Genomic DNA, 26281 nt, shown 5'->3' with positions numbered 1-26281 from the left:
GCCATGCAGGTAAAGGCTCTTGACCAGCGCAGTGCTAGCGAAGCGCAGCCTTTAGCCGGGCTGGCGGCGATGCCCATGGCGCTTGCACTGGTTGAAAGTACTACACCGCGGGAGCTGCGCTTACGCAGTCGCCAGCTGCTGGCCAATAGCCTGGGTCTGGAGTGGGTGGAGTGCCTCTATTTAGACAGCAGTGGTCGCTGGGTGGGCCGCGATAATAGCGAGGCACGCTTTAACTGTGATGAGTTTAGTCACCCCTATGCCCATGCCATTCGCACCGGCAAACCGGTGACACTGGGCGTGGGAGAAGCGCGCACCCGGCTGGACCACCCTGGTTTTCAAGCCCAAATGGCCTCCTTGGGCGGCAACTTGCGGCTACACGTGAGGCCGTTACGGCTCCAGGATAGTTCGCGGGAGTGGCTGGGTGTGCTGGCCTTGGTAACGGAAGCGACCACCTTGACGAGCCTCATGGAGTGCAGCGATTTTGCGGCTTTCGAGACCCTGTTGTGCCGCTTGTGGTCGCGTCTGGCCAGTAGCCAGGGAGAGCGCCAGAAATCAGCCGTTTTGCGTGACTCGTTAGCTAAGCTCAACGACACCACTCGCCGCCAGGGGTTAGCGGCCAAGCTTGCGAGCGATTTATTGGGCAACTCCATCGCCATGCAAGAGCTTCGGCAGCAGGTGATTCGTGCGGCGGAAACCAACTTAGCGGTGTTACTGCAGGGCGAAACCGGCACCGGTAAAGATCTTGTGGCCAGAGCGATCCACCGTTTCTCGGCACGCGCCAAGGCACCGTTCATGGCGATTAACTGTGCCGCGATTCCCGAATCGTTGCTGGAGTCCGAGCTGTTCGGCCACTCCAAAGGAGCGTTTTCAGGGGCTGAGCAAGCCAGAGAAGGGCTTATCGCCCAAGCCGACGGCGGTACGCTGTTTCTGGATGAAATCGGCGATATGCCGCTAGCGCTGCAAGCCAAGTTGCTCAGAGTGCTGGAGAGTGGTCGCTATCGGCCTCTAGGGTCGAACGAAGAACGCTGCGCCGATCTGCGTCTTATTGCGGCTACCCATCAGCCGCTACGCGAGCAGATCAAAGAGCAGCGGTTTCGCGCTGACCTTTACTATCGCTTGGGCCAATTTCCGCTTTCGCTGCCATCGCTTTCGGCACGGCGTGAAGACATCGCCTTCCTGGCCGAGCACTTTGTTGCTGATTTCTGTGCCCGGGAAGAGCGCAGTGAGATGGGGATCACGCCCGCCGCTTTGCGGCAGCTAAAAGAGCGTGATTACCCCGGCAACGTACGCGAGCTTAAAAACTTGATCGATTATGCCTGCGCCATGACCCCTGCCGGTGGCGATATTGAAGCCTTGCTGCTGCCCAGTGATACCAACAGTGGGTCTGATTCAGCGACGCCAGAAGCCAACGGCACGCTGAGTAAGATTCATGATCTGCGCCAAGCGGTGCGTGATTATGAAGCCCAATTGATTAGCCAGCGATTGCTTTACTACGGCGGGAATCGTGCCCTTGCAGCAGAGAGCCTGGGAATACCCAAGCGAACGCTCTCCCACAAATGCCAATTGCTAGAACTGGATGCTAAATGAAAGTGACATTCGTAAGCTGCCGATGGCAGTACAGGCTACTGATTTGCCTCTGGCTATTCAGCATGAGCAATGCCCTACAGGCAGAGGATAGTGCGGCTTTATTGGAGCAGGCGCGTCAATGCGGCCAGGAAAGCTCGCGCTTGGATCGCCTGGGCTGTTACGACAATCTTTTCCTGGACGAGCAGCGCGCGCCCACTGATAGCGTTGAATTGCCTCCCCTCTGGCACTCAGTCATCAGCCAAGAGGAGAAACGCAGCGCCGATGACTTTGGCCTGATCGTCAGCGCCGAGGGGGATCAAGTGCTGATGACGGTGCCCGCACGAGGCACCACCCCACCGCGCCCCGTCTTGGTACTGGCCTGCGAGAAGTTAATTACCCGCTTCCAGGTACACCTGCCCAATGCCTTGGATACGGCTCGCGTGTCGTTGCGAGTCGTCGCGGATGGGCGGGATGTCACTCAACAGTGGCGCGTGCGCGATAACGGCCATGTGGTTAGCGGCGGACGCGGCCTGCCCGCCATTGAAACGCTGCGGCAGTTATTGAGTGCCAGCGAGCTTGTGTTGAGTAGTGATACAGCGGCTCTGGATGGGCTGCGTTTTGATGTATCAGGACTGCGCCAGCAAATTCAACCGCTGCGCAGCGCCTGTCGCTGGTAGTGGGTAGAGGAGTTCGTGATGCGTATAACGGCGGATAGTCACCTTGAACCCCTGCTAGCCCCCCTGCCCGCCAATGAGCGAGGCGAGGAGATTGGCGTTGCGCTGGAGGACAGCGCCGATTACCTGCGTCTTGAGGCTGAAATGATGAAAGTCGGTTCATTGCAGCACCAAGACGTTGATTGGGACACGGCAGAGACATTAGCAATCACCATGCTCAGCCACAAAGGCAAAGACCTAAAGGTGTTGGGGCACCTGCTTCACTGCCTGCAGCATGAAGGCAATGGTGTACGTTTTGCGCTTTCCCTTAGGCTACTGGCCGGTTGTCTTGAAGCCTGGTGGGCGTTGGCATACCCCTTCAATGGAGCCCGTGGGGCTAAGTTGCGGCCCAGGCTGTTTCAGCAATTTACCCAACGCACGCTGAAGCTTGCCGCGGGCCTCGACTTTCATAATGCCGAGGATGAGTTTCTGGCCTGCCGCGACTCGCTGGAAAAACTGCAAACGTTAGCCGCGGACAAACAGTTGCCCGCTGACTCACTAGACGAGCTGATGCGCCTGCTGGATGAAAAACAGCCTAATCAAAACCGTGCTGCATCGGACTCTCAAGGTGGCAACGCGTCCGGTGGCGATGCGCGGACGGTCGCATCTTCTTCCTCCAGCGGGGCTGAAAAGGTTGAGCAGCCCGGCGGGGCAAAAGTCCCCGAACTGCGTCTGGAGGCAGGCAATGAGCGCGCCAACCGACAGTCTCTGCTCAAAATGGCCGATTTTCTAAACGAGCAAAACCCGGGCGAGCCGCTGGCATACCGCTTGCGTCGCTATGCCATCTGGAGCGCCATCCAGGCGTTACCTGCTGCACGGGAAGGGGGGCGTACCGAGTTAGCCCCCGTGGCTGCTGACCGGGTGGCTGATTATCGAGAGGCGCTTTCCCGCGGCGGTGACGAAGCGCTTTGGCAGCGTATAGAGAAAAGCGTCGCGGTCAGCCCCTACTGGCTAGAAGGGCACCGCCTGAGTGCCGAGCTGGCCAAACGGCTAGGTCTGCCGCGCTGCGCTGAGGCTATTCGTGATGAGTCTGCGCGGTTTGTGGAAAGGCTCCCCGGTATTGAGTCGTTAACGTTTAACGATGGCTCGCCCTTTTTGGATAACGAAACACAGCAGTGGCTGTATAGCGGCGCGGGCTCGGGTGCAAATGACAGTTCGGGGGGCGGCGAAGCATGGCATGCAGGGTTAGAAGAGGCGCGTACCTACATGGGGAGTGAAGGGTTAGGGCCTGCTTTGCAGGTGCTTGATCAGGGGTTAGCGTCGGCGCGCTCTCTCCGCGAGAGCACTTATTGGCGTTTGGCCAGCGCTGACTTGCTGAAAGAGGCGGGGCTAGAAACGCTGGCCCAGCAGCACTACAGCACGCTGCATCAAACGGTTAATGAACTTGATTTAGAGCAGTGGGAGCCAGCACTGGTTTCGCGGCTTCAGGCATCGCTTAGAACATGACCTCAGGGGATGGCAACGATGATCGACTTTATCACTAGGGACGAGGATTAAAGGCTCATGTGGGGAACATTGAAATCAAGGCTGAGCCGCTGGGTGCCCGGCTTTTCACGTGCGCAGAGCACGCATAACCGCGCCAAGGCGCAGGCTAACAGAGTCAAAGGGCTAGGGCGGTTTACCATGGCCATGTGGGCCGTGGTGATCGTACTACTGTTGGTAGCTATCTGGTGGTTAGGGCCAAGCTGGGAAGTGCGTGACAGCTACCCGTTAGGTCCCTGGGTCAATCGCTTATTGGCCACCTTGGCGTTGGCAACGCTAGTGGCGGTGATTTGGGGAGTGCGCCTCTCCCGTCGGCTGCGTGAAGCTGATCAACTCGCCCAGGACGTGGAGTCGCATCAGTCAGATCCCATACAGGAGAGTATCGAGCAACAAGAAGCCTCGCTGAACCACGTACTATCGGAAATTATTGATAGTGTTGGCGGCGGGGACAGCAGCCGCTACCGGCTCCCCTGGTATTTGGTCATGGGCGTCGAAAACGCGGGCAAAACCAGCCTGGTCAATCGCTCAGGGCAGAACTTTGCGCTGTCCAATGTCATGAAAGCCTCAGGTATCAGCAGCAAGAAAAACCGCTTTGGCTTTGACTGGTGGATTGGTGATAAAGCGGTACTGATCGACCCCGACGGCGAGTTATTGACCCAAGGCGCACTGGAAACAGGCGAGCCTGTCGAACTCAATAGCCGCCTCTGGGATCACTTCACTGAGTGGCTAGAGCGTAACCGCCCACGGCGCCCGCTGGACGGTGTTGTACTGGTGCTTGATTTAGCGCGTCTTAGCCACGCCCAGGTCGCCGTACGTAAGGCTTACGCCACCTTATTACGCAGCCGCCTGCGTGAGCTGATGGAGCGCCACGGTAGCCGCTTACCGGTTTACGTCACCTTCAGCAAAATGGATTTGCTGCACGGTTTTGACGATTTCTTCCGCCATTATTCGCGGGCGGCACGGCGGGCGCCGCTAGGCTTTACCTTCTCGGCTAAATCCATTGATACACCAGGAAAGTGGGAAGAGGAGTTCGCCGCCGCCTACGACAGCATGTTGGAACGGCTTAATCGTGCGATGCCCACCATGCTGGTAGAGTGCCGCGACCGCGAAGAGCGGGAATCGGTGTTCCGCTTTGTGCGCCAACTAGCAGGGCTGCGCGATGTGCTGCTAGGTTTCCTCAATGAAGCGCTCTCCAGCGACCGTTTTTCCACCGCGGCCATTGTACGCGGCACGTATTTCACCTCGGTCTACCAACAAGGGGTACCTGAGGATCCTTTCGTGGATGCTGCGGCACGCCGTTATGGCATGTCTGAAAGCGTACAGCCGGCGCACCGGGCGACGCGCAGCGCGCTGTATTTCACCGAAGAACTGTTTGAAAAAGTCATTTATCCGGAAGCTGGTCTGGCCGGTGATAACGCCAAAGTCGCCCATCGCCGACAGCGTATTCGCCAAGCATGCATTGTTGGCTGCATGTTAGTGGCTGCGGTAATGATTGGTGGATGGAGTCATTTCTACCAGAAAAACGCGACCTCGCTTGCCACCGTCGAACATCGGGCGGAAACCTTCCTGGCCACTCATCCCGAAGAGTTTCAGAGCGACGACCCAACGGGCTACGAAATGCTGGCGCCGCTGGATCGTCTGCGTGATGCGATGCAAACCTTCGAGGGCTACCGCACGCACACCCCTTTCCTTGCCGATATGGGGCTTTATCAAGGCCATGTGATTGGCGGACAGGTAGAAAATGCCTACTTAGCCATGCTGGAGTACCAGTTCCTGCCAGCCTTGATGGTGGGCATCATGGATGACATGAACCGCGAAGAGGAGGGCAGTAACGCCAAGCTGGCGCTGCTGCGAATTTTGCGCATGATGTCTGACGCCGGTGGCCGCCAGCCTGAGCGCGTACACGACTTTATGGCACAGCGTTGGCAGTCGGATTTCCCTCAGCGTGGTGAAATTCAAGATCGTCTGCTCGACCATTTAGATTACGCCCTGCAGCACAGCGATTTGGAGAGCAAGGTCGCCGCTGGTAATCGACGTGCTGAATACGCCATGGCACCACTGCGCGGCAGCTTAGTCGCCGCGATAGAAGACCTATCACGTGTGCCTATGGATGAGCGGGTCTACGCCACCATGAAAGCTGACAGTAGCCGTCGCGGAGATCCTCTCGATTTGCGCCGTCAGGTGGGGTCGATGTTCAACACGGTGTTTATGGCGCGTAACGATGAGCCCTCGTATGTGCAACTGCCGTATCTGGTTACCCGGGGCGGCTTCGAGAACCACTTCCTGCAACAGCTTGATAGAGCAACCGAACTCGCTCTGATCGACCTGTGGGTACTGGATCAGCGCGAAGATATCAACTTCAGCAACGCCGACCGGCAGCAACTGCAAGACGCTCTGCGTGACTACTATGTCAGTGACTACCGGGTGAGCTGGCGCGATGCCTTGCGTAATACGCTGCTGGTGCCCTTGCCGGATATTCACCAGGCGGCGGTGGTCGCTGATGCACTGGTCAGTGCCGAGCGTCCGCTAGACCGTCTGTTAGCGGCGGTCGAGCATAATACCCGTCTCTATCCGGAACTGCCTGACGATGACGAGGAAGCCCGCGAAGCGCTGCAGAACTCGCCGCGTTATCAGCTTGCCCACGATATCGAACAGCAGTTTACCGAGATTAACAAGCTCTCCAACGCTCAAGAGGGGGATCCCTCCTCGCTGGAAGAGATTAAGTCAGCAGTAACGGAGCTGCGTGATTACCTGCTAGAGATAGACGAAGCCAGCGACCCAGGGCGCGCTGCTTTCATAGGCGCGCGTGACCGCTTATCGCTGCGCGGCGATGATCCCATTTATCGCCTGCAACGTATCGCTGACAGCTCTCCCGAGCCGGTGGCGGGCATGCTGAAAAGCCTGGCAGATCAAAGCTGGCAGCTCATCATGGCAAGCGCTATCAGTCACCTGGAAAATATTTGGATAGATGAGGTGGTGGCTCCTTACCAAGAGCGTTTAGCCGGGCGCTATCCGCTGGTGCCCAGTGCCAGCCGAGATGCGTCGCTAAGCGACTTTGAAGCCTTCTTTGCGCCTGAAGGCATACTCGACAGCTTCTATCAGGATAACCTGCAGCCCTTTATCGAAGGTGCGCCTGAGCAGTTGGTGGACACCCAGGGCAATTCGTTACTGCGTGAAAGTGTGTTTGCCGCCGTGTCCCAGGCGGAGCAAATTCGCCGAGCCTACTTTGGCCCTGATGGCGCACTAGACGTTGAGTTCTCGCTAGAGCCGATCAGCTTAAGCCCCGACAAGCGTCGCAGTGTGATCAGTGCCGATGGCCAACTCATCGAATACACGCACAGTGCCAGCAGCCGGGTATCGATGATTTGGCCGAATACGCTGCGGGGCGGCACCGATAGCCGCATTACCATGGTGCCCAGTCAGGTAAACCGCTCGCCGCGGAGTATGACTCGCGATGGCGCCTGGGCCTGGTTCCGGCTGTTGGAAGAGGCAGACATCACCAGCGTCAATGAGCGTGAGTTAGAGCTTCGTTTCAACGTTGACGGGGGCGCTATGCGTTATCGCCTATTTACCGATAGCACGCCCAATCCCTTTACCCGTTCGCCCGCCGCAGGCTTCCAGCTACCGTCGGCACTTTACGCAGAACGAGGGCCCTATGCTAACGAAACTTAAGCAATGGCTCTCCCACACTCCTATCGCGACCCATGGCCACTCAGGTGGCCATGCAGATAGCGGCTCTGCCGCTAGTGGCCAAGGTGCTTCGCGCACGCTTGAAAACGCCCGCGAAGGGGATCTCGATAGTTTTATCGAAGCCGTTCAGCGCGCCGATGCAAAAGGGCATTCGCCCTGGGTACTGCGTGATAAGGGTTACCTGGATACGCTTCGCCGCGCACTGGAATTTACCCTGCACCGCCAGGTGTGGTTGCAGCGCGATCAAGAGCACGTTGAGCACTGGCAGGGGCGTTTACTCGCCCTGCGCCATGGGGATGGCCCGCCGCTGGGGATGGTGTTGGCGTGCCGACCCGATGACGAAGCCGCCTGGCAACTGCGCTTCTTCTTTATCAGCCAAGAGTGGAAGGGCAGTGGCCATGGTGCACGCCTGCTGACCGCTGCCCGGCTGAGTTTAAGCGGCGTACCGCTACAGACGCGGCTACCACTGGGTTGCCACACGGCGATTCAAAGCCTGGAAGCGGCGGGCTTTCAGCGTATGTACGTCGATGCTTTTGAGGTAGCGAGCTACGAAGCGCCAGCCAAGTGGGATGAGTAAAGGTAAGGCAACAGATGCAGAAACATGAGGGGAACGGTAGCTGCCATTAGCAAAGATTGGAGAAAGAGTAATGGGACAAAAATTTGTACTCGTGGATGACATAGGTACTGATCATAACGGCTACGTGCCTTCGCCAGTGGTGGCCGGTAGTCCGACGGTTATGATGGATAACAAGCCAGTGGCGCGGTTAGGCGACCCGCTGGAACCCCATGCACGACCGGGCAGCTCGCCGCATCCACGCAGTATCGCTGAAGGTTCCAGTACGATTTTTGTTGATGGCAAACCCGTTGCATTAACTGGCCACGCAGTGGATTGCGGCGGCGTGGTGATTGGCTCTGGGTCAGGAGAAGGGGGAGATATTACTAGCGCGAGTGGAGTAACTGCGATGACCTTTATGGCATCGGCAGTGGACTTGCCCGCCCCTGATTCGGCTGAAAGCGAAGCGATGGCATCTGCTGATTCGATGTCGCTAAGTACGGAGGGCACCGAGTGGTTAAAGGGGATTGAACGGCTACGTTTAATGCCTTATGACGACCAGACAGGTAACGATATTGACCAGTGGGTACCCGGAGCTACCATTGGCTACGGGCACCTTATTACTAAACAAGAGTGGCCGATTTATCAAGAGGGCATTACCCCTGAGCAAGCTGAGCAGTTGTTTGATGATGACCTGGCACCGTTCGTAGATACCGTCAATAACGTGATTAACGTGCCCCTTGAGCCTCATCAGTTTGATGCCGCTGTTATGCTCGCTTATAACACGGGTATTAGCGGATTTAGCACTTCTTCAGTCGCTAAACTAATTAACGATCCTAATGCGGAAACGCCTTACTCCTCTCTTGAGGATGCATGGAAGGCATGGAATATATCCCAAGGTGAAGTTAATCAAGGGCTCATCAATCGACGTGCGGCAGAGTGGAAGATGTTTTCAGAGGGAGTCTACGAAACATGGTGAGGAAGATTAAGGCAGGTTTGCTGCTTTTGTTTGCTTTAGTTGTCTCTCTTTCTGTAGCTGCTGAAAGTGTGGACTCAAGCGAATCGGTTCAAGCCCTATATGGTATCTACTCTGTAGAAGATATCGAACGTTACCGAGGCGGGTTAACAACGAAAGGGGACGCTTTCAATCAGTTAAATAAGCAGGTGGAGATAAAAGATAATAAGTTTCTATTTTGGGATGGTGTTAGCTATGAAGATCCTGTTTATGAAGTTCAAGAACATCCTGTGTTTAATGCTGAAGGTAGTGTTCCTAGTTCGGTTGAAAGGTACGGTAACTTTTATGGCTATGGCCAAGGAAGAGATGTTATTACAACGCTTAATGTGTATGAGGCTGGGTTAAACGAGCCTGGTTATGTATTTGAAGTGGTAGGGGATGAGCTTTGGTTTTTTTTTGATGGGTGGTTTTACAGGCTTGAGAAAATGTCATCAAACGATAGCGCTTTTTCTTTTAGTCAGAACTCAGGCTCCTGCTTAAGTAATGAAACCAGAGGATGAAATTATGACGGGCTTACAATTCACCCTGACGCTGCCTGGGGCTAACGATATCGCGGTGGTGCGCTTTACCCACCGCGAGGCGCTGTCGGAGCCGTTTACCCTTGCCGTTGACTTTGCCAGCCGTACCCATGATTTGTCGCCCGCCGACTGTTTGGATCAGGAGGCAACCCTCACCATTTGGCAGGACGGCGAACCGCTACGCCGTGTCCACGGCATTATAAGTGAACTGCATCGCGGCGATCGCGGTCACCGGCGCAGCTTTTACCGGGTGGAGATTCGCCCCGCTCTGTGGCGGCTATCGCTGCGCCAAAACTCGCGTATCTTTCAAGACACCTCGCCCTATGATGCGATCACAACCTTAACCAGCGAGCGCGGTCTCACCGATGTTGAGTTTGCCACCACCCGTACGCCCCTCGACCGAGAGTTTCTGGTGCAGTATCGGGAGACCGATCTGGCCTTTATCGAGCGTGTGGCCGCCGAAGAGGGCAGCTTCTATTTCCATGAGTTTGAGAATGTTGAGGGCGGTAAACACCATTTGGTCTTTGCCGATGCCACGGTGGTACTGCCCAATATCGGCGAACGCACCTACCATAGCCGCGCCGGGGGCACGCCGCCCCGACGTCACTTGCGCAAGCTACGCCAGGTCAGCCGGGTACGGCCCGCTTCGGCCACACTCAAGGATTATAGCTTCAAGAACCCGCCTTACGCCCAGCTACACGAACACCAGGCGCCCAATCTAGGGGAGCACGCTCAGCGAGAGGATTACGAACACTACGACTACCCAGGGCGCTATAAGAAAGACGCCTCCGGCAAGCCGTTCACCCGCCACCGTCTAGAATCGCTGCGCGCTGACGCCACCACCGCCGAAGCGGAAAGCGACCTGCCGGAGCTCGCTCCTGGGATCTGCTTTACCCTGACGGATCATGATATCGACAGCCTCAACCGCGCTTGGCAGGTGGTCTCGGTGGTGCACCACGGCGAGCAGCCCCAGGCCCTGGAAGAGGACGGCATGGCGCGGGGTGGCTATGACAGTAACAATAGGGGGAGCAGCGCTGCGCAAGCAGGCGAGCTGATGACCCGCTACCACAATGAAGTGGTGATCATGCCCCGGGATCAGACCTTCCGCCCGGTGCCCAACCCCAAACCCCGGGTCGATGGCCCCCAGGTGGCCTTTGTGGTCGGGCCAGCGGGCGAAGAAATTTACTGCGATAAATATGGCCGGGTCAAAGTGCAGTTCCCCTGGGATCGCTACTCCGCCGCTAACGAAACCGCCAGTTGCTGGGTGCGCGTCGCCCAGGGCTGGGCGGGCGGTGGTTACGGTAGTATGGCGATCCCCAGGATCGGGCATGAGGTCATTTTGTCGTTCTTAGAGGGAGACCCGGACCAGCCGCTGATCACCGGGCGCACCTACCACGCGGTTAACCGGCCGCCTTACCCACTGCCTGCCTACAAAACCCGCACGGTCATCCGCACCCAAAGCCACAAGGCGGACGGCTTTAACGAACTGCGCTTTGAAGATGAAGCGGGCGAAGAGCAAATCTGGGTGCACGCCCAAAAAGACCTCGACCTGCTGACCCTTAACGACCGCACCGAGGACATCAAGCGCGACAGCACCCTGCATGTCTTTCGTGATCGCACCACCGACATCGACCGCGACGAAACCCGCACCGTTCATCGCCATGAAGTCCACACCGTGCATGGCAACGAGACCCATACCGTGGACGGTAACGAAACCTTTACCGTGCACAAGAACCGCCGCAAAACGGTGGATGGCAACGAAACCGACCGCATCGGCAAAAACTGGTCGAGCAAAGTCGGCAAGAACAAAACCGAAACCGTTGGCAAGGCGTACCTGCAGAACGTTGGCATGGGCCGCATGGAAAACGTCGGCCTGGGCTACAGCCTCAACGTTGGGGCGATCATGAACACCCTGGTCGGGCTCAGCAAGAGCACTCAGGTGGGGCTCAACCACTCGCTCAATGTTGGACGCAATATCACCCTCAAGGCCGGCAACCAGCTCACCCTGCAGGTAGGCAACAGCCGGCTGGTGCTCACTGAGGACGCCATCTACCTGGATGCCGGCGAGATCCACGTCAAGGCGGGCACCAAGGTACACGTCGACGGCCCCGATGACGTCCTGCTCAACACCGGCACGGCCCAGCCCGCACCGGGAAGTGCCGAGGAAAGCGATGGCCCTGAACCAAGCGACGCTAAGTCGCCGGGGTGGTAGTCCATGGCGCAAGTGATTAATCCAACGTCGTTCCCCCATGCGCTGTATCGCAAGCTCGGCCCGGGCGACCAAGAGTATGACGTGGTGGTGGTACGCGCCACTTACCGCTTCACCGAAGACAACTGGCCGCTGTTTGAAGCCAGCCACCAGCAGCCGATTCGCTGGCATCCCACGCTAGAGGGTGACAGCGACAACCTGTATGCCCAGGTCATCACCGATGACCGCGACGTGCTGCTCGGCAAACTCAGCACCGAAGTGCACGTGCATGGCACGCTGCGCTCGCCCACCGGGCGACCGCGCAGCACCTGGCAGGTGCGGGTGCAGGTAGGCCCAGTGGACAAACGCCTGATCGTACGCGGTCCGCGGGAGTTCCGCTGGCAACTCCTCGGCGGCTGGCGGGTCACTGACCCCACACCGGTGAACGAGGTGCCGCTGGACTACCGCTATGCCTTCGGCGGCCACTATAGCCTGCCCGACGAGGACGCCCTCACCAACACGCTCTACTACCCCGATAACCCCGCCGGACGCGGCTGGTTGCCGTCCCGCGCGGACTACAAGCGGGTATCCAGCGAGGTTGCCCGGTACCTCAAGCCCGACCTGAACGCCGTCACCCGGCTACCCGCGCCCCAACTGGAAGATCCGGACTGGCTGGTCACCTCACCCTTTGACCGTCCGGCCCCGGCAGGCTTTGGGCCCATCGCCCCCTGGTGGGAGCCCCGGGTCAGTTACCAAGGCACTTTTGATGACCACTGGAGAACCCAGCGGCTGCCCTATTGGCCCGAAGACTTCGACTACCGCTTTCACCACAGCGCCCCGGCGGATCTGGTCGCGCCTGACTACCTGCGCGGGGACGAACTGATGATCCTCACCAACTGCCTAGCCAATAGCCGCGCGATCACGGTGGGAGATCGCCAACGCTTTCGCCACCGCACCCGGCTACCCGGCATCGCCCTGCAAGCCCTCACCGAACACGCCAGTGGCCAGCGCGGCAATACACCGCTAGCCCTCGACAGCGTGGTGATCGACCTGGATCGGGAAGACGTTAGCCTCACCTGGCGGGCACTGTTTCCGCTCGATGACCCGCTCAAGCAGGTACGCATCCGGCGCACACCGCTGACAGCGACCTCATCCACCGGAGGAGCGCGCCATGTCGGATAACGCGCACGAGCTAGCCCCCATGTGTGTGACACCTGACGGACTGTGCGAAGAGGGCGACGGCCCACCCGGTGCTGACAGCAGCACACCGCGCGATACCCAGGGAGAGTCACCTCAAGGCGAAACCCTTAGCGGCCAAGCCCGTCACGCCGGTAATGCGGAGGCCCGATGGAGAGCGTTGACCAGCCACCCTGATTTTTGTCAGGTGGGCGACAAGATTGTGGGTTTCGATTCCTGTGCAACGTTGGGCAACCCCGTCAACTACTCGCCCAACGTGATCACCGCCGGGCAACGCACCTACCGGGTCGGCGATTTATGCCAAGGCACCGAGGGCAACGCCGGATCGGGGGTGGGCTCCGGCACCTCCCAGGGCAGCGGCCACGTGCTGTTCATGACTGGGCACGACAACGTCAAAGCCAACGGCCAGCCGGTCGTGCGTGACGGCAGCGAAAGCATGATCAACTGCAACGCCGCCGGGGTAGGCGGCGCCAAGGGCTATGTCCACACCAACACCGAAAGCGTCAACAGCCAGCCCGAAGAGAGCAGCGAGCCGCTCAGCGAAGCCGAGCGGTTTCAGCAACAGGGCGAAGCCAACCTAGAACGCGTGGGTGAGCTACGCGACGCTCTGAATGACAACCCGAACGGCAAAACCGCTGCTGAGGCAGAAGCCCTCTATGCGGAGGTGCAGCAATTAGTCGGCGAAACCCGCGCTCAACAAGACGCCCTGATGGATGCGCTAAGGGAAGGGCGCATCAGCGGTAACGACTATATCGAGAGTAGTTTTGAGGTCGATGAGGCTGCTAATCGTGCAGCAGATATGCAGCAAGAAGCCGAGCGCCAAGTGCGCTATAGCTCCTCATCCGGCCAGTCGGCCCGCGCAGCGGGCGAGTTTGCCGCCGAAGTTGCCACCCCGTATGGCACCTATTTGGATATCAAAGATACGGTACAGTTATGGGGAGAGGGCCGCTATCTCGCTGCATCTGGGATGACTCTGCTAACGGCAGTATCGGTTATTCCGGGGGTAAGGCTTCTACGTAAGGCGGATGACGTCGCGGACGTTGTACGGAGCACTGATAGAGCAGGGGATGCGGCGGGTAGTGCCAATAGGGGCGGGACGTCAAGTAGCAACGAAGGGCTGCGGGTAGAGCAAAATTCCACTAATATGGAAGGTGGTGGTCATAATCAGTTGCTGCCAGGAGAAGGGGATGTCGCTCCTTATAGAGTGCTTCAAGCTGCCGGTACTAAGGGGGATAATATTACTCCTCACCACATCCCTTCTGCTAGCCATATGGCAAATCATGGTGTCAATAGAAAGGATGGGATTTCTATTAACATGGAGCAACCTACACCTGGAGTGGGAGGTAGGCATAGGCGAACTTTTACATACGGCACGAGAGCAGATAGTGGCATGATGCCTCGAGATGCTTTGGCTGCAGGAGTCAGAGATGCACGCCGCATTTACCAGCAGGATGGTTTATATGACAGCTATATAAGGCGGCAGCTACAAGAGCTTGTTCGGCAGAACAAGACCACACATCCAATTATTTTTAGGAGGGGTAGATAAATGTCAGAAGAAGCGCTTCAGGAGGCACTCAAAGAGCTCGAAAGAAAAATTGATGGTGGTGAGGTTCAAGAAATTGATAGGGTTATTTCAAAAATAACCTTATTCGGTAGCGCTTCGAGTATTAAGCCGTTGCTCTGTTTACTTCGCGATGACGCTTTATATGATGAGGGGATGTATTCACTTATTCATGCTGCAGAGTCGTTTGATGATCGAACCTATACTTGTGAACTTCTCGATGCTTTACCAACTATGTGCCATACCTCTCCCGCTTGGGCATCTATCGTAATTATGAGAGTTCTTAATAGCGATTCTGCGCGGGGGCAGTTGACGTTACAAGCACGGAATGCCAATCAGGATGCGAAGAAGTCTTTGGCTTGGTTGTTGGAACAGATTAATAATGAGAGCCCGGCGTTTCTCTCAAAGACAGTCGCACCTCTTATTGCCGCAAAAGGATAGATAAAATAATAATTAATTCAATATTAGATACAATCAATTTTAATGTTAATGCGATTTCGTCGCTAGAGTGTTTCTTGCGATAAGTGTCTATGCAAAAGTAGATCAGATATGAAGTGCAGGTAATTGATTTGCATGTGTTTTAGCTTATATATGGAAACTTAGTTAATGCGCTCGCCCACCGGGCAGCCGCGCAGCACCTGGCAGGTGCGGGTACAGGTAGGCTCGGTGTACAAACGCCTGATCGTGCGCGGGCCCCGGGAGTTTCGTTGGCAACTGCTCGGTGGCTGGCGGGTCACTGACCCCACACCGGTGAGCGAAGTGCCGCTGGACTACCGCTACGCCTTCGGCGGGCACTATAGCCTGCCCGACGAGGACGCCTTCACCAACTTTGGATCAATGAAGAGAGGGATCGAAATGACTGAGAGGGACTTACCTTACCCCAACAAGCCAGTAGGTGTAGGTGGTTGGTTGATGTTTTATATATGGGTTGTATGCATCATTCTTCCATTTATCTTTGTGGTCAAGATTCTAGAGTTTTTAAGAGAGCAGGATGTTGTTGAAAATGCTGATTGGTTTAATTATTTTTTAGAAACTGTGCCTTACACTTCTGCTTTTTTTGTATTTTGCCATTTATGCATGGCAGTTGTTTTGTATGCGAGTAATAAGAAAATTACGCGTTACATCGTTGTGTTGCTAATATGGCTTTCTGGCCCTTTGTTGAATGCTAGCCTTCTTGCCTTTTGTCTAGCGATTATGCCACCTGAAGCGGGAGAGTACTTTCTTGCCAAGAGAATCCCTTCTTCCATGTTTAATCTGGTATGGTCGGTTGTCTGGACTCTTTATTTTTTACGCTCCAAGAGGGTGGCTAACACCTATTGTCGAGATGGAAAGGCTATAAAGAATTCGGCAGCTTAAGCGGCGTCGTAGTACGGGTAAAACGATCATGCTGAACTAAGCCTCGGGGTTTTCTGACCAAGAGGCTGTGACAAAGGCGGTTGGCACCTCTGTTTATTTCTCGATCCTTGTTGCTCAGGCCCTTGTGGGAGTCATGAGATCAAGAAAATGAGTGGTTTGTATAGAAATCCAACAAATAGTCTGAGAAGATAAGTAAAATTAAGATCAGTGCAGGGATTGCATGCCATGCCTCACCTTATTGCTATATCACTTCTGAGTCTCACCCTTTTCTTATACTCCTCACCCGCATTAGCCCAGCCGATGAATGAAGCGCTTAGCGCTTATACCGATGACCAAGTTAATGCAGATTTTGATCAGCTTGTCGCACGCGCTAAGCAAGGTGATTCGGAGTCACAGTATCAGCTTGGTGCTATGTATCGTCACGGCGATGGCGTATCCAAAAATACTAACAAAGCCATCACGTGGCTTAGGCTCGCGACAAAACAGGGGCATCCTGACGCCCAGTTTATGCTGGCAGGGATGTATTACTTAGGCATTGGGCTTCCTCAAAGCTTTAGTGACGCGGCCGAGCTATATTTTCTTGCCGCTGAACAGGGTGTTCCCGATGCACAGTATAACTTAGGTGTTATGTACCGCGATGGCGAAGGCGTAGTACAGGATTTTAGTAAAGCCATAGAGTGGTTTCAGTTGGCCGCCGACCAAGAAGTGGTTGATGCTTATAATAACTTGGCCTGGCTTTACTATCGGGGCGAAGGCGTTCCTCAAAGCATGAGTGACGCCTTAAGGCTATTTACCCTTGCGGCTGAAAACGGCCATATGGGCGCTCAAAACCAACTGGGGTATATGTATGCCAATGGCGAGGGCGTTACCCAGAATGAGGATACCGCGACTGAGTGGTATCGCCGGGCCGCAGAACAAGGGGATGCCGATGCGCAGTTTAGAGTGGGCTACCGGTACGATACCGGCCTGGGCGTTGCTCAAAATAGCCTCAAGGCGTTGGGGTGGTATCGCCAGGCTGCTGAGCAAGGCCATATTTCTGCCCAGTTCAACACGGGCATCATGTACCGAGACGGAGAAGGCGTTGAGCAAGACGCGCGAGCAGCGGCAGACTGGTTTCGGCTGGCCGCCGAGCAGGGCGATGCTGATGCACAGTTTGAATTAGGCTATATGTATGATTTTGGTGCAGGTATTCCCCCAAACCCAGAAAAAGCGATGACGTGGTACCGTCGCGCCGCAGAGCAGGGCGACGTAATGGCTCAATTCAACCTGGGGGCTATGTACCGTTACAACCCAGGCGTTGAACGAGACGATCATGAAGCGGCGCACTGGTACCGTCTTGCCGCCGAACAGGGAGATACTGATGCTCAAACCATGTTAGGCGTTATGTACCAGTTTGGTGAGGGCGTGCCTATCAATCGCGTACTCGCCCTCCAGTGGTATCAACAAGCGGCCATTCAAGGCAATGCTATGGCCCAATACAATTTAGGCAGTATGTACCTTCGCGGCGAAAGCATTCCCGAGAGTCGGAGCGACGCCATTCGCTGGTTTGATCTTGCAGCCCGCCAAGGGGAGCCTAATGCCCAGTTTACGCTTACTCTCATTTACGTCGAATCACTAGGGCTTTTAGCAGGAGGTTAGTCCGTGATTAGTTCACTTATTATCTGCAATCAAGAAGAAAATTAGGCTACGACTAAGCTCTGTCTCACACCAAGGACAAAATATGCGACTACTTATTGCCATCTTGCTGTTTCTTATTTGTGCGGTCTTTACATCCGCCGCCTCTAACGGTTATGCGAGCTACGAGGGATTGTTGGTAGATATTATCTTAACGGCTATTTTAATCCCATCAGTGATGGCGCTTCCTTTCTGCCTGCCAAAATCTGGTAGAAACGTTAGGCGTTTCCTCAAAGCATATAATATCGCCTTGCTTGTTGTTATTTTATTTCAAGTTAAAGACCTTCCTGTTGGTAAAGAAAAAGCCATCGCTTCCACAGAGGGTGCCAATAACTCTGAAATGGTCAGTAGTGAAGCTACAAACAGAATTACCAATGGCGAGTTCATTATATCCATCCCGGACACCTGGACTGTTTATGTGCCCAACGGGGAAACCTATCTCGCAAGAATAGAGAGTGAGGTAGATAAAATAGAGATGTATATTGGCTACGATCAGAATAATACATCTCTCACCCACGAAGAGTACACTTTATCGCTTGAAAGAAGTTTTAAATCCAATATGTCAGGTGATATTTTTGTATCGAAGCTTGCTAACTGTGGTGTGAAAGATGTCGAGTGTCGATATAAAATTTTTAACGTTGTTGATGGCGACCGAGAGATAACCTCCGTTGTCGCTTCTTTCAGCGCTCCCCATGGTCACTATAGAGTATCGATGAATACTTTGACGCCGTTATGGGAGGTGAATAGTGAGATATTTTTTGAAATGATACACTCTTTTAGATTGCTATAGTGGGGTGGTTCTTGCGCTGGAATATGCGTTGCTCCATCATCCATATATTCCTCAAAGATATAACTACCTTTAAATAAAGAATTTCCCGCGCTCTACAGCTATCGTTAGGCTTATAATTATTGTCCATGTCTTCCAAAAGCGCTGTTTGTTAACAGGCGCTTTTGGTGCTGCTAAAGGTGAATATATGTCTACAACGACGGTTGCTGCGCCGCAGAGCTATCGCGTGCCGCTGATTGCCACGGCGGCGATTGTGTTAGGCGCGCTGCTTATTGGGGTTGTCTTTGACGCCAATATTGGTCTGCTGATGATTGTCGGCGGGCTGTTTGGCATGGTGCTGTACCACGCGGCGTTTGGTTTTACCTCAGCGTGGCGGGTATTTATTACTGAGCGGCGGGGGCGTGGCCTGCGTGCGCAGATGGTGATGCTGGCCATCGCCGTGGTGCTGTTTTTCCCTGCCCTGGGGGCGGGCTCCCTGTTTGGCAACGAGGTGTCGGGGTTTGTGGCGCCCATTGGTATTTCTGTATTGGTAGGAGCGTTCCTGTTCGGTGTGGGCATGCAATTAGGCGGCGGCTGTGCCTCGGGCACGCTGTTTACCGCGGGTGGCGGTAACGCGCGTATGTTGATTACGCTGGTGTTCTTTATTGTCGGCTCGGTGATTGGCTCCGCGCACTTTGCCTGGTGGCAGAGCTTGCCCGCTTTTCAGCCAGTATCACTGGTCAGCGTCGCTGGGGTAAGCGGGGGAGTGGCCATTAGCCTGGTGCTGTTTGCGACTATTGCGGCGTTTACCTGGGTGATGGAAAAACGTCGTCACGGTCAATTAGAGCAGGCGCCCATGGTCGATAAACAGGGTTATGAGCGTTGGCTGACGGGGCCTTGGCCGTTAGTGGCGGGCGCGGTAGCGCTGGCGCTGCTCAACTTTGCCACCTTGGCACTGGCAGGTCGTCCTTGGGGAATTACCTCTGCGTTTGCGCTGTGGGGTGCTAAAGGCTTTGAGCTGCTGGGCGGCGATGTCAGCCAGTGGGGCTATTGGCAGTCCCCAGGTAACGCAGCGGCCCTTGAAGCCAGCGTATGGAGCGACATCACCACGGTAATGAATGTTGGTATTATGCTGGGTGCGCTGGCTGCCGCCAACTTGGCGGGGCGCTTTGCGCCTAACTTCAGAATTCCGCTGAAATCTATCTTGGCCGCAGTCATTGGCGGCATCTTGCTGGGGTATGGCGCGCGTTTGGCGTTTGGCTGCAATATCGGTGCTTACTTCAGCGGCATTGCCTCTGGCAGCCTCCACGGTTGGGTATGGTTAGTAGCAGCGTTTGCAGGCAACATGTTTGGCGTTAAGCTGCGGCCGTTCTTCTTCTCTGGCGTAGAGGGGCGCAAACCCACCGCTAAAACGTCCTAAAGTGATGAGGAAAACATAAGTTGATGACAGAGCAAATGGCATCGGTAATGGAATAGTTAATAGCGTCATTACGCCTCGGTTTAGTCGTCCTAAATCGAGGCGTTTTTTTATCAACATGGTCGCTCTCTTCCACCTTTGTCGCAGGAGCATGTTACATTACGCTCAAACGCCGCGAACGCCCGATGTTGCTGCATTGCAGCAGTGATTGACATAAAAAAGAGAGTGCTTATGACTACTCAGAGTAGACGCCCCCTATACCTTCCTTACGCCGGTCCTTCTTTGCTCGAAATGCCGCTATTGAACAAAGGCAGCGCGTTTACTCAGGAGGAACGCTTGGCGTTCAACCTGATTGGTTTGCTACCGCAAAAGGTGGAAACCATTGAGGATCAGCTTGAGCGGGTCTATCGCCAGTACCAGCAGTGCCATAGTGATCTTGAAAAGCATATTCATCTGCGCGCTATTCAAGACGACAATGAAACGCTCTACTTCCGCTTGGTCTCCCAGCATCTTGAAGAGATGCTGCCGATTATTTACACCCCCACGGTGGGGCAGGCGTGTCAGGAGTTCTCCAATATTTACCGTAATCACCGCGGTCTGTTTATTAGCTATCCTGACCGCGAGCATATGGATGACATTCTGCGCAGCGCCACCAAAGATAACGTTAAAGTCATCGTGGTAACCGATGGCGAGCGTATTTTAGGTTTGGGTGACCAGGGAATTGGGGGCATGGGTATCCCAATCGGTAAGCTGGCGCTATATACCGCCTGTGGCGGCATTAGCCCCGCTTACACGCTGCCGATCATGATTGATGTGGGCACTAATAACAAAGCGCTCCTGGATGACCCCATGTACATGGGCTGGCGCCACGATCGGGTAGGTCAGGAAGAGTACGATGCCTTCATGGCGGAATTTATTTCTGCTGTGAAGCGTCGCTGGCCTAACGTGCTGTTGCAATTTGAGGATTTTGCCCAGGCCAATGCGGTACCGCTGCTAGAGCGCTATCGCAACGAGCTCTGCTGCTTCAACGACGATGTGCAGGGAACTGCTTCTGTGGTAGTGGGTACGCTCATGGCGGCTTGCCAGGCCCGTGAAGAGACCATTGCCCAGCAGCGGGTGGTGTTTGTGGGTGGTGGCTCGGCGGGGTGTGGGATTGCCGAGCAGGTGGTGGTTGCCATGGAAGCGGAGGGCTTGACCGAAAGCGAAGCACGGTCGCGTATTTACATTGTCGACCGCGACGGCTTGATGACCAGCGATCAAGCGTGGCAGCGCGACTTCCAGCGCCGCTTAGCCCACGATCCCTCGCTGGTCGCCGGGTGGAATGGCCAAGGCCTGGAAGAGACGATCGCGCAAATCAAACCGACGGTATTGATCGGCGTTTGCGGCCAGCGCGGTATCTTTACCGAGCAGGTGGTGCGCACTATGCACGCGGGCTGTGAACACCCGGTCATCATGCCGCTCTCTAACCCTACTTCCCAGGCAGAGGCGGTGCCAGAGGATGTTATTCGCTGGACCGATGGCCAAGCCCTGGTCGCCACAGGTAGCCCCTTTGCGCCGGTGGTTTACAACGGCCGCACCTACCCGATTGCCCAGTGCAACAATGCTTATATTTTCCCAGGCATTGGCTTGGGCGTGATTGCCGCTAGTGCCACCCGCGTCACCGACGAGATGCTGATGAGTGCCTCGCGGGCGCTGGCCCGTGAAGCGCCGCTGGTGAAAGAGGGCAAGGGTGCTTTGCTACCGCCGCTGTCGCGTATTCGCGATATCAGCAAGTCGATTGCTTTTGAAGTGGCGGCCCAGGCACAGCAGAATGGCGTGGCGTTAAAAACCAGTGGCACAACGCTGCGCGAGCTGATCGAAAAAGCGTCCTGGTCGCCGGATTACCGTACATATCGTCGCCGCGCTTTTTAAGCGATTGGCAAAAAAAAGCCCCCACCGAGGTGGGGGCATGCAAGCATTGGTAGGTTTTACCCTTTAGGCTGCGCCGATCATCTTGCGCAGCACGTAGTGAAGGATACCACCGTGGCGGTAGTAAGCCAGCTCGTTTACCGTATCAATTCGGCACTTGGCATCAACGCTACGCTCCCCATCGGCATTTTTGATTACGATTTTAACCGTGCCACCTGGCGTCAGGTCGCTTAATCCGGCAATCGAAATCTCCTCATCGCCGGTTAATCCCAACGTTTGACGGCTTTCGCCTTCGGCAAACTGCAGCGGTACAACGCCCATGCCGATCAGATTAGAGCGGTGAATGCGCTCAAAGGATTCGGCGATAACCGCGCGAACACCCAGCAAACGGGTGCCTTTGGCCGCCCAGTCCCGCGAGGAGCCGGTGCCGTACTCTTTACCGGCGATGACTACCAGCGGTTTGCCTTCCTCTTTGTACTTCATGGCCGCATCGTAAATAGCCATCTGCTCACCGCTGGGTACGTGGCGCGTTTCACCGCCCACCACGCCGTCGAGCATCTCGTTTTTGATCCGCACGTTGGCGAAGGTGCCGCGCATCATGACTTCATGGTTACCCCGGCGTGAGCCGTAGGAGTTGAAGTCCACCGGCTTGACGCCGTGCTCCTGTAGATAACGCCCGGCGGGGCTGTCAGGCTTGATGGCACCGGCAGGGGAGATATGGTCGGTGGTCACCGAATCCCCCAGCATGGCGAGCACGCGGGCATTGTGCACATCTTCGATGGCATCCGGCTCCCGGCCCATGCCTTCAAAAAAGGGCGGGTGCTGAATGTAGGTGGATTCAGGCCACTGGTACACTTTGCTTTCTGACACGTCGATGGCTTTCCAGACGTCATCACCCTCAAACACTGCGCCGTACTCTTTACGGAACATCGCCGTGTTGACCTGCTCTACGGCGCTGGCAATCTCGGCCTGGCTGGGCCAGATATCTTTGAGGTAGACCGGCTCGCCGTTACTGTCTTTGCCCAGTGGTTCCTGGGTAAGATCAAGCTGAACGTTACCGGCCAAAGCGTAAGCCACCACCAGGGGCGGCGAAGCCAGCCAGTTGGTTTTGACCAGCGGATGGACGCGACCTTCAAAGTTACGGTTACCGGAGAGCACTGAAGCCACGGCCAGGTCACCGCTGTTGATCGCTTTTTCGATCTCATCAGGCAGTGGGCCGGAGTTACCGATACAGGTGGTGCAGCCATAGCCGACCAGGTTGAAGCCGAGCGCATCCAGGTCATCGTTTAATTTAGCGGCTTCCAGATAATCGGTGACTACTTTGGAACCCGGTGCAAGAGAGGTTTTCACCCAGGGCTTGGTGGTCAAGCCCTTTTCACGCGCTTTACGTGCCAGCAGCCCGGCGGCCATCATTACGCTGGGGTTGGAAGTGTTGGTACACGAGGTAATCGCCGCAATCACCACCGCGCCGGGGTCAAGGCTGAAGTCCTGGTCATCAAGCTTCACGGACTGGCTGGTGTCATGTTCGAAGCTGCGCTTTACGCCCACGGCGGTTTGGCCGCCTTCAGAGGAGAGTTTCCCCTTGGCGCTGGCATCCGCGTTGACGTCTTCCTGCATGAACTTGTCAAAGGCCGCCGCCATGTCTTTCAGCGCCACGCGATCCTGGGGGCGTTTGGGGCCGGCAAGGCTGGCCTCTACTTCGGACATGTCCAGTTCCAGAGCGTCGGTGAAGATCGGCTCATCACTGGGTTCACGCCACAGTCCCTGAGCTTTGCTATAAGCTTCTACCAGCGCGACTTGCTCATCTTCACGCCCGGTCAAGCGCATATAGTTGAGGGTTTCATCATCCACCGGGAAGAAGCCACAGGTAGCACCATACTCAGGCGCCATATTGGCAATCGTGGCGCGATCTGCCAGCGGCAGGTCTTTCAAACCATCGCCGTAGAACTCAACGAATTTACCCACTACGCCTTTCTTACGCAGCATCTCGGTAACGGTGAGCACCAAGTCAGTGGCGGTAATACCTTCGCGTAGCTTGCCGGTCAGCTTAAAACCGATCACTTCAGGGATTAGCATCGACACCGGCTGGCCGAGCATGGCCGCTTCGGCTTCGATGCCGCCCACGCCCCAGCCAAGCACGCCCAGGCCGTTGATCATGGTGGTGTGGGAGTCAGTACCGACGAGGGTATCCGGGTAGGCAAAGGTCTTACTGTCTTCGTTCTTGGTCCATACCGTTTTGCCCAGGTACTCCAGGTTGACCTGGTGGCAAATGCCGGTGCCGGGGGGCACTACGCTAAAGTTATCAAACGCCTGCTGACCCCAGCGCAGGAACTCGTAGCGCTCGCGGTTACGCTGCATTTCAATATCGACGTTCTCTTGGAACGCTGCCGGGTTGCCGAACTTATCGACCATTACCGAGTGGTCAATGACCAGGTCGACGGGGGAGAGCGGATTGATCTTCGCAGGGTCTTCGCCCAGTTTTTCTACCGCGGCGCGCATGGAGGCTAAATCTACTACGCCGGGTACGCCAGTAAAGTCCTGCATGAGTACCCGCGCCGGGCGATAGCCGATTTCACGGCTGGATTTGCCCTCGCTCTGCCAGTCGACCAGGGCCTGCATATCTTCTTGATCTACGCTTTCGTCATCTGCGAAACGCAGCTGGTTTTCGAGTAGAATCTTGAGCGTCTTGGGAAGGCGGTCAATGCTGCCCAGGGTCTCGGCCGCTTGAGGCAGGCTGTAGTAGTGATAGGTTTTACTGCCAACCTCTAGGGTGCTTTGCGTATCGGGTATCTTGCTCATATGTCTCTCCTCTGGTTGCTGAGCGCTGGTCTCGGCGTGACGGTCACGATCTTCCTTTAGTATGAGTTACCCCCAGTATGGCGTTTATTTAGTAATAACACATGGGTGTTTGATGAGGGTCTTTCAAGGTTTCTTCACCTAATAGCGTAGACGAAACCTTGCAATCGCTTGTACTTGGCGCCATTTCAGGCAGACTCTTTGCCAAATCACGGCTATCGACAAAGCTATCAGTCAGATATTTACAAGGTGGTGTCATGGAAACTCGTCATGAGCGTTTGATTATTCTTGGTTCCGGCCCCGCGGGGTATACGGCGGCGGTGTACGCCGCACGGGCCAACCTGAAGCCGCTACTGATTACCGGTATTCAGGCGGGTGGCCAACTGACCACCACAACCGATGTGGATAACTGGCCGGGTGACGCGCAAGGGGTCCAGGGGCCGGAGTTGATGGAGCGCATGAAGCAGCACGCCGAGCGTTTCAATACCGAAGTGCTGTTTGACCACATCAACGAGGTTAGCTTAGGCGAAAAACCCTTCACCTTAAAAGGCGATAGCGGCACTTATACCTGCGATGCGCTGATTGTGGCTACCGGCGCCAGTGCGCGTTACCTGGGGCTGCCTACTGAGCAGCAGTTTATGGGCCAAGGGGTATCGGCCTGCGCTACCTGCGACGGGTTTTTCTACCGCAATCAGGAAGTCATTGTGGTGGGCGGCGGTAATACCGCCGTGGAAGAGGCGCTCTATCTCTCTAACATCGCCTCCAAGGTGACCCTGGTACACCGCCGTGACACGCTGCGGGCGGAAAAAATCCTCCAGGATAAGCTATTCGAGAAAGTCGAGGCGGGCAAAATCGCCCTTGAGTGGTTCCAGGAAGTCGAAGAAGTGCTCGGCGATAACTCCGGCGTTACGGGCGTGCGGGTTAAATCCACTAAAGATGGTTCCAGCAAAGAGATCCATGCGCCTGGGCTGTTTATTGCCATTGGTCATAGTCCCAACACGGGAATCTTTGCTGGCCAGTTGGACATGAACGGCGGCTATATCAAAGTGCACTCCGGCCTTGAAGGCAATGCAACCGCCACCAGCGTCCCCGGCGTGTTTGCCTGCGGCGATGTGATGGATCACATCTATCGGCAGGCGATTACCTCGGCGGGCAGTGGCTGCATGGCAGCGCTGGATGCCGAGCGCTATTTAGACGGTATTGCCGGGTAAACATTGGCTAGCATGGAGTGCCTAGCAATCGATAGGCGCTCCATCAATCCGCAAGCGCCCCAACTGGCTGAGTACCAGCTTTTTACCTTGGGAGCCTTGAGCGCCGCCGTTGCTTGGACAAACGGAAAAACTGCCATTGTAACCGCTGGTATAGCCTAACGGGCTGTAGCGGATGCGCGACCAGCCCCGGCTATAAGTAACCTGTGTGTTCTGTTGCGCGGGCACCATGCGCAGAATATCGTCTTTGATGATACTGTCGGTTTTATCCCCGCGCACAATCATTAGCTCACTACTCCAGTCGTTGGCGCAGGCCTTGTGGCTCTTGTTGGCAGGGCAAAGGGTAATCTGTTGGCGTTGACTAATCGCTGTATTTCGCGCGAACGCAAAAGCGCTTAGTAAGCGGTTTATTTCGCTGCTCTGCGCGGTTCGCTCCCCAAGCGCTTGAAAGCTGGGCAGCCCCAAAACAGCGATAATGCCCACCAATAGTAGCGTGACCAGTAGCTCAAGTAGCGTAAATCCGCTTTCGGGTGTGGTGCGTGCCTGGTTGTGGAAACCGACCATCCGCTTCTCCTCACTTGACCACGTTATTGCCCGCGCTATGCTCACGTTGCTTATAAACCCTGGCAGCGAGCACATCGTCGTTAAGAAGACATCCTAAGCGACGCTACGC

General features: G+C 55.8%; 19 protein-coding genes. 17 read left to right on the top strand and 2 right to left on the bottom strand.

Annotated elements, in window-relative coordinates; translation table 11 throughout:
• The first annotated feature begins 3 nt into the window (after positions 1-3).
• From OM794_RS17965 to OM794_RS17890, 16 genes are all read left to right on the top strand, one after another.
• Positions 4-1587, top strand: coding sequence for a sigma-54 interaction domain-containing protein (locus OM794_RS17965; RefSeq protein WP_226251279.1), 1584 nt, complete (start codon positions 4-6; stop codon positions 1585-1587).
• A 62-nt stretch (positions 1588-1649) separates the two neighbouring features.
• Positions 1650-2243, top strand: a complete 594-nt coding sequence (vasI, locus tag OM794_RS17960; RefSeq protein ID WP_226251280.1) for a type VI secretion system-associated protein VasI — start codon at positions 1650-1652, stop codon at positions 2241-2243.
• Between the two features lie 18 nt (positions 2244-2261).
• On the top strand, positions 2262-3725 hold the full coding sequence (gene tssA, locus OM794_RS17955) for a type VI secretion system protein TssA (protein ID WP_226251281.1): 1464 nt from the start codon (positions 2262-2264) through the stop codon (positions 3723-3725).
• 177 nt (positions 3726-3902) lie between these two features.
• A complete protein-coding gene (gene tssM, locus OM794_RS17950) occupies positions 3903-7433 on the top strand; it encodes a type VI secretion system membrane subunit TssM (protein ID WP_265153939.1) in 3531 nt (1176 codons plus the stop codon).
• The gene (locus OM794_RS17945) at positions 7417-8028 is read left to right on the top strand and encodes a GNAT family N-acetyltransferase (protein WP_226251283.1); all 612 of its coding nucleotides are present in this window, start codon (positions 7417-7419) and stop codon (positions 8026-8028) included. Before tssM ends, OM794_RS17945 begins: the two co-directional genes overlap by 17 nt.
• A 70-nt stretch (positions 8029-8098) precedes the next feature.
• Positions 8099-8983 carry a type VI secretion system PAAR protein gene (locus OM794_RS17940; RefSeq protein ID WP_226251284.1) on the top strand — a complete coding sequence of 295 codons (885 nt, stop codon included), beginning with the start codon at positions 8099-8101 and terminating at the stop codon, positions 8981-8983.
• Positions 8977-9519, top strand: a complete 543-nt coding sequence (locus tag OM794_RS17935) for a hypothetical protein (RefSeq protein ID WP_226251285.1) — start codon at positions 8977-8979, stop codon at positions 9517-9519. The genes OM794_RS17940 and OM794_RS17935 overlap by 7 nt, the downstream gene beginning before the upstream one ends.
• A gap of 4 nt (positions 9520-9523) precedes the next feature.
• Positions 9524-11749, top strand: coding sequence for a type VI secretion system tip protein VgrG (gene tssI / locus OM794_RS17930; RefSeq protein ID WP_265153937.1), 2226 nt, complete (start codon positions 9524-9526; stop codon positions 11747-11749).
• A gap of 3 nt (positions 11750-11752) precedes the next feature.
• A complete protein-coding gene (locus OM794_RS17925; RefSeq protein WP_265153936.1) occupies positions 11753-12907 on the top strand; it encodes a DUF2169 domain-containing protein in 1155 nt (384 codons plus the stop codon).
• Entirely contained in the window at positions 12897-14468 is a 1572-nt protein-coding gene (locus OM794_RS17920) for a DUF4150 domain-containing protein (RefSeq protein WP_226251449.1), read from the top strand. Before OM794_RS17925 ends, OM794_RS17920 begins: the two co-directional genes overlap by 11 nt.
• The gene (locus tag OM794_RS17915) at positions 14469-14924 is read left to right on the top strand and encodes an Imm30 family immunity protein (protein ID WP_226251448.1); all 456 of its coding nucleotides are present in this window, start codon (positions 14469-14471) and stop codon (positions 14922-14924) included.
• Between the two features lie 165 nt (positions 14925-15089).
• Complete coding sequence (locus OM794_RS17910; protein ID WP_226251447.1) at positions 15090-15839, top strand: DUF2169 domain-containing protein; 750 nt, start codon at positions 15090-15092, stop codon at positions 15837-15839.
• Between the two features lie 225 nt (positions 15840-16064).
• Positions 16065-17477 (top strand): tetratricopeptide repeat protein, encoded by a 1413-nt coding sequence (locus OM794_RS17905; protein ID WP_226251446.1) that lies wholly within the window; start codon positions 16065-16067, stop codon positions 17475-17477.
• Positions 17478-17559: 82 nt separating this feature from the next.
• The gene (locus OM794_RS17900) at positions 17560-18303 is read left to right on the top strand and encodes a hypothetical protein (RefSeq protein ID WP_226251445.1); all 744 of its coding nucleotides are present in this window, start codon (positions 17560-17562) and stop codon (positions 18301-18303) included.
• Positions 18304-18487: 184 nt separating this feature from the next.
• Positions 18488-19699, top strand: coding sequence for a YeeE/YedE family protein (locus tag OM794_RS17895; RefSeq protein WP_226251444.1), 1212 nt, complete (start codon positions 18488-18490; stop codon positions 19697-19699).
• A gap of 228 nt (positions 19700-19927) precedes the next feature.
• Positions 19928-21607 (top strand): NAD-dependent malic enzyme, encoded by a 1680-nt coding sequence (locus OM794_RS17890; protein ID WP_264168017.1) that lies wholly within the window; start codon positions 19928-19930, stop codon positions 21605-21607.
• Between the two features lie 63 nt (positions 21608-21670).
• Here the strand turns inward: OM794_RS17890 and acnA are convergent, their stop codons facing one another.
• Positions 21671-24403 carry an aconitate hydratase AcnA gene (acnA, locus tag OM794_RS17885; RefSeq protein ID WP_226251442.1) on the bottom strand — a complete coding sequence of 911 codons (2733 nt, stop codon included), beginning with the start codon at positions 24401-24403 and terminating at the stop codon, positions 21671-21673.
• A gap of 254 nt (positions 24404-24657) precedes the next feature.
• On the opposite strand from acnA, the gene trxB reads away from it, so the two are divergent.
• Positions 24658-25611 carry a thioredoxin-disulfide reductase gene (gene trxB, locus OM794_RS17880; RefSeq protein WP_226251441.1) on the top strand — a complete coding sequence of 318 codons (954 nt, stop codon included), beginning with the start codon at positions 24658-24660 and terminating at the stop codon, positions 25609-25611.
• A gap of 21 nt (positions 25612-25632) precedes the next feature.
• On the opposite strand, the gene OM794_RS17875 is transcribed toward trxB, so the two are convergent.
• Positions 25633-26172: a GspH/FimT family pseudopilin gene (locus tag OM794_RS17875; RefSeq protein WP_265153935.1), complete on the bottom strand. Its 540-nt coding sequence runs from the start codon at positions 26170-26172 to the stop codon at positions 25633-25635.
• Positions 26173-26281: the final 109 nt, after the last annotated feature.

Source organism: Halomonas sp. BDJS001, assembly GCF_026104355.1.
Classification (GTDB): Bacteria; Pseudomonadota; Gammaproteobacteria; order Pseudomonadales; family Halomonadaceae; genus Vreelandella.
This window is presented reverse-complemented; position numbering and strand designations above follow the sequence as displayed.